The 13,131-nt window shown below is 64.3% G+C and carries 12 protein-coding genes; 11 read left to right on the top strand and 1 reads right to left on the bottom strand.

Features of this window, described 5'->3' with window-relative positions; all coding sequences use genetic code 11:
* Window positions 1-39 precede the first annotated feature (39 nt).
* The 6 genes from Q0743_RS31170 (at window position 40) to Q0743_RS31145 (ending at window position 7,778) form a co-directional block, all read left to right on the top strand.
* Window positions 40-297 (top strand): DUF6489 family protein, encoded by a 258-nt coding sequence (locus Q0743_RS31170; RefSeq protein WP_097659465.1) that lies wholly within the window; start codon window positions 40-42, stop codon window positions 295-297.
* Window positions 298-299: 2 nt separating this feature from the next.
* On the top strand, window positions 300-1,097 hold the full coding sequence (locus tag Q0743_RS31165) for an alpha/beta hydrolase (protein ID WP_298245251.1): 798 nt from the start codon (window positions 300-302) through the stop codon (window positions 1,095-1,097).
* A gap of 49 nt (window positions 1,098-1,146) precedes the next feature.
* Window positions 1,147-2,697, top strand: coding sequence for a wax ester/triacylglycerol synthase family O-acyltransferase (locus Q0743_RS31160; RefSeq protein WP_298245250.1), 1,551 nt, complete (start codon window positions 1,147-1,149; stop codon window positions 2,695-2,697).
* Window positions 2,698-2,707: 10 nt separating this feature from the next.
* Window positions 2,708-3,703: an alpha/beta fold hydrolase gene (locus Q0743_RS31155; RefSeq protein ID WP_298245249.1), complete on the top strand. Its 996-nt coding sequence runs from the start codon at window positions 2,708-2,710 to the stop codon at window positions 3,701-3,703.
* Between the two features lie 132 nt (window positions 3,704-3,835).
* Window positions 3,836-7,072 carry a cytochrome P450 gene (locus Q0743_RS31150; protein WP_298245248.1) on the top strand — a complete coding sequence of 1,079 codons (3,237 nt, stop codon included), beginning with the start codon at window positions 3,836-3,838 and terminating at the stop codon, window positions 7,070-7,072.
* Window positions 7,073-7,103: 31 nt separating this feature from the next.
* The gene (locus Q0743_RS31145; RefSeq protein WP_298245247.1) at window positions 7,104-7,778 is read left to right on the top strand and encodes a spermidine synthase; all 675 of its coding nucleotides are present in this window, start codon (window positions 7,104-7,106) and stop codon (window positions 7,776-7,778) included.
* Here the strand turns inward: Q0743_RS31145 and Q0743_RS31140 are convergent.
* A complete protein-coding gene (locus Q0743_RS31140) occupies window positions 7,775-8,689 on the bottom strand; it encodes an alpha/beta hydrolase (RefSeq protein ID WP_298245246.1) in 915 nt (304 codons plus the stop codon). The two genes, Q0743_RS31145 and Q0743_RS31140, sit on opposite strands and share 4 nt — an antisense overlap.
* Window positions 8,690-8,852: 163 nt before the next feature.
* Here Q0743_RS31140 and Q0743_RS31135 point away from each other — a divergent pair, with 163 nt between their 5' ends.
* From Q0743_RS31135 to Q0743_RS31115, 5 genes are all read left to right on the top strand, one after another.
* Window positions 8,853-9,236, top strand: a complete 384-nt coding sequence (locus tag Q0743_RS31135; RefSeq protein WP_298245245.1) for a hypothetical protein — start codon at window positions 8,853-8,855, stop codon at window positions 9,234-9,236.
* The gene (locus tag Q0743_RS31130; RefSeq protein WP_298245244.1) at window positions 9,233-10,315 is read left to right on the top strand and encodes an alpha/beta fold hydrolase; all 1,083 of its coding nucleotides are present in this window, start codon (window positions 9,233-9,235) and stop codon (window positions 10,313-10,315) included. The genes Q0743_RS31135 and Q0743_RS31130 overlap by 4 nt, the downstream gene beginning before the upstream one ends.
* Window positions 10,312-10,905, top strand: a complete 594-nt coding sequence (locus Q0743_RS31125) for a GNAT family N-acetyltransferase (protein ID WP_298245243.1) — start codon at window positions 10,312-10,314, stop codon at window positions 10,903-10,905. The genes Q0743_RS31130 and Q0743_RS31125 overlap by 4 nt, the downstream gene beginning before the upstream one ends.
* A 192-nt stretch (window positions 10,906-11,097) precedes the next feature.
* Window positions 11,098-11,553, top strand: a complete 456-nt coding sequence (locus Q0743_RS31120; protein ID WP_298245242.1) for a phasin — start codon at window positions 11,098-11,100, stop codon at window positions 11,551-11,553.
* Between the two features lie 171 nt (window positions 11,554-11,724).
* Window positions 11,725-13,011, top strand: a complete 1,287-nt coding sequence (locus Q0743_RS31115) for a DUF445 domain-containing protein (RefSeq protein ID WP_298245241.1) — start codon at window positions 11,725-11,727, stop codon at window positions 13,009-13,011.
* The last annotated feature ends 120 nt before the right edge of the window (window positions 13,012-13,131 follow it).

The raw sequence follows: 13,131 nt of genomic DNA, 5'->3' as shown, positions 1-13,131 counted from the left end.
ATACTCCGTCAGGCCGCTCGAATCTCATCCGGAGGGGACATGAAAGTTAACATTGAAATCGACTGCACCCCCCTTGAGGCCCGCCAGTTCTTCGGTCTGCCCGATGTGGCGCCGATGCAAACGGCCGTGATGGACAAGCTGCAGCAGCAGGTGCTCAGCAACATCGAGAAGGTCTCGCCGGAATCGCTGATCCAGAGCTGGTTCACCTTCGATCCGAAGATCGCCGAGCGCTTCCAGGACATGTTCGTCACCATGGCCGGCCTCGGCGGCACGCGCAGCAGCGACAAGAAGAAATAATAGTGTCGCCCGGGCCGGAGGGGGCAGAGACGGGCCGGCTTCGTCCGCCGGGTCTCGGCCTGCTGCTGGCCGAAGCCCGCGGCCTGTTCGAGCTCAATGCAAGCCTGCTGCTGTCGCCGATCCTGATGCGGGCGCCGCGGGGCGACGGCCATCCGGTGCTGGCGCTGCCGGGCTTCCTCGCCAGCGACCTCTCGATGGCGCCGATGCGCCGCTATCTCAGCGAGCTCGGTTACGACGCGCAGGCCTGGCGGATGGGCCGCAATCTGGGCGGGCTTGGGCGGATGCGGGATGCTCTGCGCGCCCGTCTCGGCGAGATCCATCGCGCAAGCGGACGGAAGGTCAGCCTCGTCGGGTGGAGCCTCGGCGGCGTCTATGCCCGCGATCTCGCGCTCTGGGCACCCGACATGGTTCGCTATGTCGTTACGCTCGGCAGCCCGTTTGCCAACGACGTGCGGGCGACCAACGCCACGCGCCTCTACGAGGCGCTGTCCGGCGAACGGGTCGAGGATCTTGCAGAGGCGCGCGAGGCGATTGCCGGCGATTTGCCGGTGCCGGCGACGTCGATTTACTCGCGTGCCGACGGCGTCGTGAACTGGCGGACCTGTCTGCTCCGTCCCTCCGATCGGGCCGAGAACATCGAAGTGCTCCTGGCGAGCCATATCGGGCTCGGGGTGAACCCCGCAGCGCTATGGGCCGTGGCGGACCGGCTGGCTCAACCGGAAGGAGAGTTCTCGCCATTTGACCGGGCAGGGCCGTTTGCCATTGCATATGCCCCGCCCGAGCAGGCAATATCGGCCTGACGAGAAGCGCCGGCAAAGGCGCCCGTCAGAATAGGTAGCGGAGGGAACTATGGCTGACGGTAAGAAGCTGTCGTCGCTGGACGCATCATTTCTCTATCTGGAAACGCCGGAGATGCCGATGCATGTCGGCAGCATGGCGATCTTTCGCCTGCCCGACGACTACAAGGGCGACTTCTTCGAAGACTTCAAGGCGATGATCGTCTCGCGCCTGCATATCGCGCCGATCCTCAAAGCGCGGCTGGAGAAGGCGCCGCTCGACATCGACCATCCCTCCTGGGTCGAGGATGACCAGTTCGACATCGACCGCCATATTTTCCGCGCCAGCCTGCCGCAGCCGCGCGACCGCGCCACGCTCGAGCGCATCGTCGGCTGGATGCATGCCAAGCTGCTCAACCGCGCCCGCCCGCTCTGGGAGTTCTACGTGTTCGAGGGCATGAAGGACAACGAGGTCGGGCTCTACTCCAAGATGCACCATGCCGCCATCGACGGCGGCGCCGGCGCGGCGTTGACCAACATGATCTACGACATTTCGCCGATCCCGCGGCAGGTCGATCCGCCGGCGGCCGGAGCTAAGCCCGGACAGGAGCCGCGCGACATCGCGGCGAACCTCCTGGATTCCTACCAGCAGCTGTTCAACCAGCCGCTCGATGCCGGCAAGGCCGCGCAGAACCTGCAATTGCCGCGCACCGGCAAGAGCGACATCGGTTCGATCCTGTTCGACAACGCGATGTACCAGATCGAAAGCGCGGTGCGCTTTGCGGGCAATATCCCGACCATGGTCAAGAGCGTGTCGGAGGTGCTCGGCAAGGTCTCCGATCCCAAGTCGCGCGAGAGCCTCGCCAGCATGGTGTCGCCGCCGACCATGCTGAACAAGACCATCTCGTCGGAGCGAAGCTTCGCCGGTGTGTCAATTTCGCTGTCGCGCGCGAAGGCGCTGGCGAAGCTCGCCGGCGGCAAGCTCAACGACGTCGTGCTGGCGCTCGCCTCCGGCGTGGTTCGTCGCTATTTGCAGCAATACGGTACGCTGCCGGCAAAATCGCTGACCGCCGCCGTGCCGATCTCGCTGCGCGAGGAGGGCAACACCGAGGCCAATAACCAGGTGTTCGGCATGATCTGCGCGATCGCGACCAATGTCGACGATCCCAAGGCGCGGCTGGAGGCCATCATCGCGCAGTCGACGAAGTCCAAGGAGATGTCGCATCCCTTGCGCGCGCTGATGCCCCAGGTCTCGAACATCTCGATGCTGGGCGCGCCGATCATGGTGCAGATCCTGGCTTTGCTCTACAGCCGGTCGAACCTGTCCGACGTGCTGCCGCCGGCCGCCAACATCACGGTGTCCAACGTGCCGGGGCCGCGGCAGACGCTTTATGCTGCCGGCGCCGAGCTCCTGCACATCTTCCCGGTCTCGATCTCGACGCATGGGCAGGCGCTCAACATCACCGTGCAGAGCTATCGCGACCAGCTCGATTTCGGCTTCATCGTCGGCGCCAACATCATTCCGCATGTGCAGGTGATGTGCGACATGCTGCCGGAGGAGTTCGCCGCGCTGGAGGCGGCCTACGCGCCGCCGGCCGCGGACATCAAGGGCGCTGCGGAATAGGGACCTCGTGATGATTGAAATGCCGCCGCTCAAGTTCGTTCAGACGAACGGAATCCGCATGGGCTACTACGAGGCGGGTCCCGTCGGCGACAAGCCGCCAGTGGTGCTGTGTCACGGCTGGCCCGAGCTCGCCTTCTCCTGGCGTCATCAGATCAAGGCGCTCAGCGACGCCGGCATCCGGGTGATCGCCCCGGACCAGCGCGGCTATGGCGCGACCGACCGGCCGGAGCCGGTCGAGGCCTACGACATGGAGCATCTGACAGGCGATCTCGTCGGACTGCTCGATCATCTCAACATCGATAAGGCGATCTTCGTCGGTCACGACTGGGGCGGCTTCGTGGTCTGGCAGATGCCGCTGCGGCATCCCTCGCGCGTCGCCGGCGTGGTCGGCGTCAACACCCCGCATTGGGACCGCGCGCCGATCGACCCGATCGCGCTGTTCCGCCAGCGCTTCGGCGACCAGATGTACATCGTCCAGTTCCAGGATCCCGCGCGCGAGCCGGACCGGATCTTCGGCAGCCGGGTCGAGCAGACTTTCGATGCCTTCATGCGCAAGCCGCTGGCGCGGCCGCCGGCAAAGCCCGAGGAGCCGCCGATCGCCGGCGTTGGCGCCTCGGCCAAAACCAATCTGGCCTTTCCGCAGATGATCGCGGCCTACGATGCCAAGGTCGATCCGCGCACGCCGATCCTGTCGGCCGACGAGAAGAAAGTGTTCGTCGACACCTTCACCAGGACCGGCTTCACCGGCGGCATCAACTGGTACCGCAATTTCACCCGCAACTGGGAGCGCGCGAAGGGGCTGGACCATCACATCCATGTGCCGTCGCTGATGATCATGGCGGAGAGCGATGCCGTACTGCCGCCCTCGGCGGCCGACGGCATGGAGAAACTGATCGGCGATCTCGAGAAATATCTGGTGAAGGACAGCGGCCATTGGACGCAGCAGGAGAAGCCGGAAGAGGTCAGCGCCAAGCTGATCGAATGGCGTAGAAGGCGGTTTGGCTAGCGCTCGTCATCGCGAACACGTCATTGCGAGGAGCGAAGCGACGAAGCAATCCAGACTATCTCCGCGGATATATTTCTGGATTGCGTTGCTTCGCTCGAAATGACGACATTGAGGCAGGGGGACTACATTTCGATGTCATCCAAGAACCGTCTGGATCCGATTCCGCAGCCGCCGACCAAGCCCGTGGTCGGCAACATGCTGTCGCTGGACTCGGCAGCGCCCGTGCAGCATTTGACGCGGCTTGCCAAGGAGCTCGGTCCGATCTTCTGGCTCGACATGATGGGCTCGCCGATCGTCGTCGTCTCCGGCCACGATCTCGTCGACGAAATCTCCGACGAGAAACGTTTCGACAAGACGGTGCGTGGCGCGCTGCGGCGCGTGCGTGCGGTCGGCGGCGACGGCCTGTTCACGGCGGATACCAGGGAGCCGAACTGGAGCAAGGCGCACAACATCCTGCTGCAGCCGTTCGGCAACCGGGCCATGCAATCCTATCACCCGAGCATGGTCGATATCGCCGAGCAGCTCGTCCAGAAGTGGGAGCGGCTCAACGCCGACGACGAGATCGACGTGGTCCACGACATGACCGCGCTGACGCTGGATACGATCGGCCTGTGCGGCTTCGATTACCGCTTCAATTCCTTCTATCGGCGCGACTACCATCCCTTCGTCGAGTCGCTGGTGCGCTCGCTCGAAACCATCATGATGACGCGTGGGCTGCCGTTCGAGCAGCTCTGGATGCAGAAGCGGCGCAAGACGCTCGCCGAAGACGTCGCCTTCATGAACAAGATGGTCGACGAGATCATCGCCGAGCGCCGCAAGAGCTCGGAAGGGATCGACGACAAGAAGGACATGCTCGCCGCGATGATGACCGGCGTCGACCGCTCGACCGGCGAGCAGCTCGACGACGTCAACATCCGCTACCAGATCAACACCTTCCTGATCGCGGGCCACGAGACCACCAGTGGCCTCTTGTCCTACACGCTCTATGCGCTGCTCAAGCACCCGGAGATCCTGAAGAAGGCCTATGACGAGGTCGATCGCGTCTTCGGCCCCGACGTCAATGCCAAGCCGACCTACCAGCAGGTGACGCAGCTCACCTACATCACGCAGATCCTGAAAGAGGCGCTGCGGCTGTGGCCGCCGGCGCCGGCCTATGGCATCTCGCCGCTGAACGACGAGACCATCGGCGGCGGGAAGTACAAGCTCCGCAAGGGCACTTTCATCACGATCCTGGTGACCGCGCTGCATCGGGATCCCTCCGTGTGGGGACCGAATCCTGACGCCTTCGATCCCGAGAATTTCAGCAAGGAAGCCGAGGCCAAGCGGCCGATCAATGCCTGGAAGCCGTTCGGCAACGGCCAGCGCGCCTGCATCGGCCGTGGCTTTGCCATGCACGAGGCCGCGCTCGCGCTCGGCATGATCCTGCAGCGCTTCAAGCTGATCGACCATCAGCGCTACCAGATGCATTTGAAGGAAACCCTGACGATGAAGCCGGAAGGCTTCAAGATCAGGGTGCGTCCACGCGCCAATCGCGAGCGTGGTGCCTATGGCGGGCCGATTGCGGCTGTGGCTTCGTCGCCGAAGGCGCCACGTCAGCCAACCGCGCGGCCCGGCCACAACACGCCGATGCTGGTGCTGTACGGCTCGAACCTCGGCACCGCGGAAGAGCTGGCGACGCGCATGGCCGATCTTGCGGAGATCAACGGTTTTGCCGTGCATCTCGGCCCGCTCGACGATTACGTCGGCAAGCTGCCGCAGGAGGGCGGCGTGCTGATCATCTGCGCCTCCTACAACGGCGCCCCGCCCGACAATGCGACGCAGTTCGTCAAATGGCTCGGCAGCGACTTGCCGACAGATGCCTTTGCCGGGGTCCGCTACGCCGTGTTCGGTTGCGGCAACAGCGACTGGGCCGCGACCTATCAATCGGTGCCGCGCCTGATCGATGAGCATTTGTCGGCGCATGGCGCGCGCGCGGTCTATCCGCGCGGCGAGGGCGATGCGCGCAGCGATCTCGACGGTCAGTTCCAGAAGTGGTTCCCGGCGGCGGCGCAGGTCGCGACCAAGGAATTCGGCATCGACTGGAACTTCACCCGCACCGCGGAGGACGATCCGCTCTACGCGATCGAGCCGGTGGCGGTGACCGCGATCAATACCATCGTCGCCCAGGGCGGTGCGGTGGCGATGAAGGTGCTCGCCAACGACGAGCTTCAGAACAAGGCTGGGCCCAACCCGTCGGAGCGCTCGACGCGCCATATCGAGGTGCAGCTGCCGGCGAATGTCAGCTACCGCGTCGGCGACCACCTCAGCGTCGTCCCGCGCAACGATCCGACGCTGGTGGATTCGGTCGCCCGACGCTTCGGCTTCCTGCCGGCTGACCAGATCAGGCTTCAGGTCGCAGAAGGCCGCCGCGCCCAATTGCCGGTCGGCGAGGCGGTGTCGGTCGGACGCCTGCTCAGCGAGTTCGTCGAGCTGCAGCAGGTGGCGACGCGCAAGCAGATCCAGATCATGGCCGATCATACGCGCTGCCCGGTCACCAAGCCGAAGCTGCTGGGCTTCGTCGGCGAGGAGGCCGAAACGCTCGAGCGTTACCGCAGCGAGATCCTGGCCAAGCGCAAATCGGTGTTCGATCTGCTGCTGGAATATCCCGCCTGCGAACTGCCATTCCACGCCTATCTGGAGATGCTCTCGCTGCTCGCGCCGCGCTATTATTCGATCTCGTCCTCGCCGTCGGTGGATTTCGCGCGCTGCAGCATCACGGTCGGCGTGGTCGAAGGCCCGGCGGCGTCGGGGCGCGGCACCTACAAAGGCATCTGCTCGAACTATCTCGCCAATCGCCGTGCGGGCGATGCGGTCTATGCGACCGTGCGCGAGACCAAGGCCGGCTTCCGGCTTCCCGACGATCCGTCGGTGCCGATCATCATGATCGGCCCCGGCACCGGGCTCGCGCCGTTCCGCGGCTTCCTCCAGGAGCGCGCGGCGCGCAAGGCAAAGGGCGCCAGCCTTGGGCCATCCATGCTGTTCTTCGGCTGCCGCCATCCCGATCAGGATTTTCTCTACGCGGAGGAGCTGAAGGCGCTGGCCGCAAGCGGGATCACCGAGCTGTTCACGGCGTTCTCGCGCGCCGACGGGCCGAAGACCTACGTGCAGCACGTGCTCGCCGCGCAGAAGGACAAGGTCTGGCCGCTGATCGAGCAGGGCGCGATCATCTATGTCTGCGGCGACGGCGGCAAGATGGAGCCCGACGTGAAGGCGGCGCTGGTCGCGATCCACCGCGAGAAGAGCGGCAGCGACGCCGCCGCCAGCGCACGCTGGATCGAGGAGATGGGCACGACGAACCGGTATGTGCTGGACGTCTGGGCGGGTGGGTGATTGTTCGCCTGATCGTGCTAAACGTCGCCCCATGATTCCCTGGGAAAAGCTCGACACCGCCAAGATCCCCGGCTCCGACGAGGAGCTCCGCCTGATGCGGCGGGGCAAGGAGTTCTCCATCAAGCTCGGCACCAACGAGCTGATGAACAATCGCCTGTCCGGCTCGGAAGCTGCGCTTGCAACACTCGCGGCGAAGCAGATCGAGACCATCGCCAAGCCCGTTATCCTCATTGGTGGCCTCGGCATGGGCTTTACGCTGCGTGCCGCGCTCACGGTGCTCGGGCCCAAGGCAAAGATCGTGGTGTCCGAGCTGGTGCCCGCGGTGGTCGCCTGGGCGCGCGGGCCGATGGCCGAGGTCTTCGGCGACAGCCTGGATGATGTCAGGGTGAGCATCCGGGAAATCGACGTCGGCGAAGTCATCCGTGCCAAGAGCTCGGCCTTCGACGCCATTTTGCTCGATGTCGACAATGGGCCGGAAGGGCTGACCCGCAAGGGCAATGACGCGCTCTATGGTGCAAGCGGACTGGCGGCGGCCAAGACGGCGCTGCGGCCGGGTGGCGTCCTCGCCGTCTGGTCGTCGGGACCCAATCCGGCCTTCACCAAGCGCCTCAAGCGCGCCGGCTTCGAGGTCAACGAAGCCGCGGTCCGCGCCACCGGACGAGGCGGCGGCGCGCGTCACGTGATCTGGATCGCGAAGAAGGCTTAAGCTGCTTTGGCGGCCGCGCCGTGCGCGTGCTTGTCGATGGCGTCGATGATCTCCTGCCAGAAGCGCATCGGCAGTGCGTGGCCCATGCCGTCGATCATCAACAGCTTTGCATTCGGGATCGACGCCGCCGTGTCCTTGCCGCCCTCGGGGCGCACCAGCGGATCCACGGTGCCATGAATGACCAGTGTCGGCGCGGTCACGGCGTGCAGCCGTTCCTTGCGGCTGCCGGAGGCCAGCACGGCGCGAAGCTGCCGGCCGACGCCGGCGGGATTGAGGCCGCGCGCGAACACCCGCTCGGCACGCTCGGGGTCGAGCGCTTCCTCTTCCGGAAAATGTCCGGCGCGCAGCACCTTCCAGGTCTGGCCGTAACGCACGATGTATTCCTCCTTGCTGCGCGGTGGTGGCGCCATCAGCATCGCGGCGGCCTCGCGGGTCGGCGGTGGCACACGCGGATTGCCCGTCGTCGACATGATCGAGGTCAGCGAGCGGACGCGGTGCGGAAACGACAGCGTCACCTCCTGCGCGATCATGCCGCCCATCGACGCCCCGACGAGATGCGCCGACTTGATGCCGAGCGCATCCATCAGTCCGACCGTGTCTCTTGCCATATCGATCAGCTTGTAGGTCGCAGCGACCGGAATCCTGAAGAAGCGCAGTTTCAGCAGCTCGAGCGGCGTCAAGCGCTTGCCGCCGGTGAGATGGCTGGACTTGCCGATGTCGCGATTGTCGAAGCGGATCACGCGGAAGCCACGTGCGGCAAGCTGCTCGCAAAACGCATCGTCCCAGTGGATCATCTGCGCCCCGAGCCCCATGATCAGCAGCAATGGCTCGGCGTTGTCGTTGCCAAAAATCTCGTAGCAGATGTCGATGCCGTTGGCGCGGACGGTCTGGGGCGGCTGATGGGCGGTCACGGTGCGTTCCCTCTCTGCTGGTCAATGCTGTATCGCATGGTTTCACGCGGCAAAGAAGCCGTGTGCGCCGCACCTTGCGTCGCGCCGGTTGACCGGCATCGCGCAACGGTGTGGTATGGCGAAAAAGAAGGGCATCGCAGCTCTCGATAGCAGGAGGACGCCGATGACCGACAAGACCAATGATCCCGTTGCCATGTGGCAGAAGATGGTGGGCGAGATGGAGAAGGGGTTCAACTCCTTCGCCAACCAGGCCATGTCGTCGCCCGAGTTTTCACAGGCGATGAATCGCGCGGGCGGAGTTGCTGCAGGTGCTCAGAAGCAGCTCGGCGAACTCATGGAGAAATATCTCGTCACGATGAACCTGCCGAGCCGGGAGCAGGTCACCGGTCTTGCGGAACGGTTGCAGTCCATCGAAGCCCAGATCGGCGAGATGAAGTCGATGCTGAGCCAGATGGCCGCACGTTCAGGCATCTCCCAGGGGTTTGACGCGACGCCGCGGCCGCCACGGACGAAGCAGCCGCCCTCCGAGAACGGAGGAAAAACGTGAACGCGCCGGCAGGACTTGATCTCGCCTCCATCCCGGAGCGCATCCAGACCGAGGTGCAGCGCGCCATCCAGCGCAGCATCAAGGGCGTCGAGTATTTCTCGACCTCGGGCCCTTCGCTCGGCTCGACGCCGAAGGACGTGCTGCATTCGCGCGGCACGATGAGCCTCTATCACTACAGGCCGATGTCGGACGAGATCTACCGCGTCCCGGTGCTGATCGTGATGGCGACCACCAATCGTGGCTACATTCTCGACCTCGTGCCCGGCCAGAGCTTCATCGAGTTCCTGCTCAAGCGCGGCTACGACGTCTACATGCTCGACTGGAGTGCTCCGCGGCCGGAAGAGAAGAGCCTGCGGATGGAGGACTATGTCCTCGACTTCATTCCGGACTGCGTCCGCCGCGTGCAGGCCGATTCCGGCGAGCAGGACGTCTCCGTCATCGGCTATTGCTTCGGCGGCGTGCTGTCGCTGCTCTACGGCTCGATCCACAGGGACGGGCCGATGAAGAATCTGATCTGCTTCACCACGCCGATCGACTTCCGCGAGATGAAGCTGTTTTCGAATTTTTCGGATCGCCGCTATTTCGACGTCGATCGTCTCGTCGACAGCGTCGGCAACGTGCCGCCGGAGATGATCCTGTCCTCGTTCGAGATGCTGCGCCCCGCCTCGCGCACGGTGAGCCAGATCCAGCTGTGGGAGAACATCTGGAACGACGAGTTCGTCAAGTCCTACCGGATGTTCGACCGCTGGGCGACCGACACGCTGCCGCTCGCGGGCGAATATTTCCGCACCATCACCAAGGACCTGATGTGGGACAACAAGCTGTTCAACGACACCATGTCGGTCGGCGGCCGCGCGGCGAAGCTCGAGAACATCAAGGTGCCCATCCTGCACGCCGTCGCCGAGCACGACCACATCGTGCCGTATGAGGCCGCAAAACACCTGATTGCGAAGATCGGGTCTACGGACAAGGAAGAGGTGATGCTGAAGGGCGGTCACGTCTCGCTTGTCGCGGGCGCCAACGCCGTCAAGCGGCTGTGGCCGAAACTGGATTCCTGGCTGGGGAAGAGATCGACATGAGCGAGCAACGTTCCTATCCGCGGCACGTCAAGACCGACGCCGGCGAGATCGAGATCCGCCTGATGGCGCCTGCGGACGAAGCCGCGGTGCTCGCTTTCGGCAAGGGCCTGCCGACCCATGATCTGCTGTTCCTGCCGCGCAATATCAGCGAGCCCAAGGTGCTATCGGCCTGGGTCAAGGAGATCGAGCGCGGCGCCATCACGAGCCTGCTCGCGATCAATGACGGAAAGGTCGTCGGTTGCGGCACGCTGGTGCGCGATCCCCATTCCTGGTCGCCCCATGTCGGCGAGATCCGCATGGTGGTCTCGCTGGATGTCCGCGGGAAGGGGGTGGGGCGGGCGCTGTCGCAGGAAACCTTCGCGCTCGCACTCGGCGCGGGCCTGGAAAAGCTCTCGGTCCAGATGACGGTCGACCAGCAGTCGGCGATCGCCCTGTTCGAGAGCCTCGGCTTCAAGGCCGAGGCCCTGCTGCGGGACCACGTCCGCGACGTCGACGGCAAGACCCACGACATCGTGGTGCTCGGCCACAACATCGCGCAGGTTCAGGCCCAGATGGAGGCCTATGGGCTGCCGGGCGCTGTCCAGCACTAGGCGCGGGTGGGAACTCCTATGGGCACAAAAGGCATCATCGTGCCTCCCGTTAAGCGGATCACGATTTCGTGATGATGCGATGCAATACGAATATTGCATCGCACAATTAACTATGCCATATAGGACATGCCCCGGGCCATCGAGGACGGGGTGAGCCCATAGCTCAAAACCATTGAGGATGGAGAGAACCCCATGACCACCGAAACCAACACCGCTTTCGAGGGCTTCAAAGACGCTTTCAAGAACATCCAGAATCTGGAAGTTCCCGAGGCTGCCCGCGAATTCGTCAAGAAGACCGCCAACACCGCCAAGGACCGCGCTGCCGAGGCTTTCGCGGGCTCCGAGCGAGTGACCGCCGCCGTCGAGAACGCGGTGACCGAATCCGTCGCCGAGGCCGGCAAGATCAGCCGCAACATCCAGCAGGCGATCTATGACGACGCTCAGGCGTTCTTCGCCGGCATCGACAAGCTCGCTTCCGCCAAGTCGGTCAGCGAAGCCGTCGAGATCCAGTCGGGTCTGCTCCGCGCCCGCGGCGAAGTGTTCGTCTCGCGTGCCAAGGCGACCGCCGACTATTTCGGCAAGCTCGCCGCCAACGGTGCGAAGTCCGCTCAGGACAATTTCGCCAAGGTCTACAACAAGACCGCCTGATCCGGCGTTCCTGAGTGCAAACTGAAATTTGGGGCCCGCTTCGGCGGGCCTTTGTTTTTTGCGCTGCCGTCATTGCGAGGATCCCTTGCGACGAAGCAATCCAGAGTCTTTCCGCGGAGAGATTCTGGATTGCTTCGCTTCGCTCGCAATGACGAGTACTGTGACGCAGTGATGACCTCGCCCGCTACCTTCTCCTTAGACACCCCCGGCGATGCCGAACGCGCGGCCGAGCTGCGCCGCGTGAAGGCGCTGGCGACCCTGGTACTGGCTTCGACGCTGGCGCTGTTCGTCGTCGCGAAATGGCTGCTGCCCGTGCACCCAATCTTCGGTTTCATCGCCGCTTTCGCGGAGGCCGCGACTATCGGCGGGCTTGCTGATTGGTATGCCGTGGTCGCTCTGTTCAAGCGACCGCTCGGCCTGCCGATCCCGCATACCGCGATCATCCAGAGCAACCAGGCCCGCATCGCCGACAAGCTCGGCGAATTCATCCAGGTGCATTTCCTCGAGGCGGGTCCCGTCGAGGCCAAGCTGAAGGAGATCGATTTCGGCTCCTTCGTCGCCGACTGGCTGCGCGACCGCAAGCGCAGCGATGATCTCGCGCGCTTCGCGCTGCGCCTGCTGCCGGAGGCCGTCTCGGCGACGGAGAGCTCGGGCCTGATGACCTTCATCATCCGCCGCATGTCCTCGCAGCTCCAGGCCATCGACCTTGCGCCGCTCGCGGCCGGCACCTTGCGCGGCTTCGTGGCGGAGGGGCGCCATCAGATCCTGTTCGACGATCTCCTGCGCGTGATGCACGAGACGCTGAACCAGCAAGAGACGATGGGGATGATCCGCGAGAAGGTGCGCGCGGAATTGCCGACCCTGCTGCGGCTCTACCGTGCCGACAAGTTTCTGGTGAACAAGATCGTGGCGTCTGCGACCGCCTTCTTCAACGAGGTGCGCAGCGATCCCAAGCATCCCTTCCGCGGCGAATTCGACCGCATGGTGCTGAGCTTCGTCGACCGGCTCGGCACTGACCAGGCCTATATCGACCGCATCGCCGGCTTGAAGCGTGATCTCCTCGCGCGGCCGGAACTTGCCGATCTTGCTCGCACCGTCTGGGCCAACACGCGCTCCTTCATCGAGCGCAGCGCGAGCGGCGAGACGCAGGTGCTCCAGCATCATCTCGCCGGCATGTTCGTCTCCGCGGGCGATGCGCTTGCCGGCGACGCCGAGCTGCGCGGCGAGATCAACAAGGGGCTGGTGACGGTGCTGCGCAGCTTCGTCGCCGACCAGAAGAGTGGCGTCTCGATCTTCATCTCCGACCAGGTCAAGGCGTGGGACATGGCGCAGCTGATTTCGCTGATCGAAATCAACATCGGACGAGACCTGCAATACATCCGCTTCAATGGCTCCCTGATCGGCGGGCTCGCCGGGCTCGCGCTCTACTCCGTAGAATTCCTGCTCCGATTGCTGTGACTTTTGCGTCACGGCCGTTAGCATTAACGCGCTGGCCTATTGTCGCCCCGCATCTCTCCCGCTTGAATGTCGGGACCGGCCGCCTAGCTGATTCATGTTGCGCTGCGGAACGATCAAGAA

The organism is uncultured Bradyrhizobium sp. (assembly GCF_936943645.1).
Lineage (GTDB): Bacteria > Pseudomonadota > Alphaproteobacteria > Rhizobiales > Xanthobacteraceae > Bradyrhizobium.
Note: the sequence above shows the minus strand (reverse complement) of the source record. Positions and strands in the feature narration are given on the sequence as shown.

Coding starts and splice junctions, on each gene's coding strand:
- Q0743_RS31170 (WP_097659465.1), top strand. CDS start 40: ATGAAAGTTAACATTGAAATCGACTGCACCCCCCTTGAGGCCCGCCAG.
- Q0743_RS31160 (WP_298245250.1), top strand. CDS start 1,147: ATGGCTGACGGTAAGAAGCTGTCGTCGCTGGACGCATCATTTCTCTAT.
- Q0743_RS31155 (WP_298245249.1), top strand. CDS start 2,708: ATGATTGAAATGCCGCCGCTCAAGTTCGTTCAGACGAACGGAATCCGC.
- Q0743_RS31150 (WP_298245248.1), top strand. CDS start 3,836: ATGTCATCCAAGAACCGTCTGGATCCGATTCCGCAGCCGCCGACCAAG.
- Q0743_RS31145 (WP_298245247.1), top strand. CDS start 7,104: ATGATTCCCTGGGAAAAGCTCGACACCGCCAAGATCCCCGGCTCCGAC.
- Q0743_RS31135 (WP_298245245.1), top strand. CDS start 8,853: ATGACCGACAAGACCAATGATCCCGTTGCCATGTGGCAGAAGATGGTG.
- Q0743_RS31125 (WP_298245243.1), top strand. CDS start 10,312: ATGAGCGAGCAACGTTCCTATCCGCGGCACGTCAAGACCGACGCCGGC.
- Q0743_RS31120 (WP_298245242.1), top strand. CDS start 11,098: ATGACCACCGAAACCAACACCGCTTTCGAGGGCTTCAAAGACGCTTTC.
- Q0743_RS31115 (WP_298245241.1), top strand. CDS start 11,725: ATGACCTCGCCCGCTACCTTCTCCTTAGACACCCCCGGCGATGCCGAA.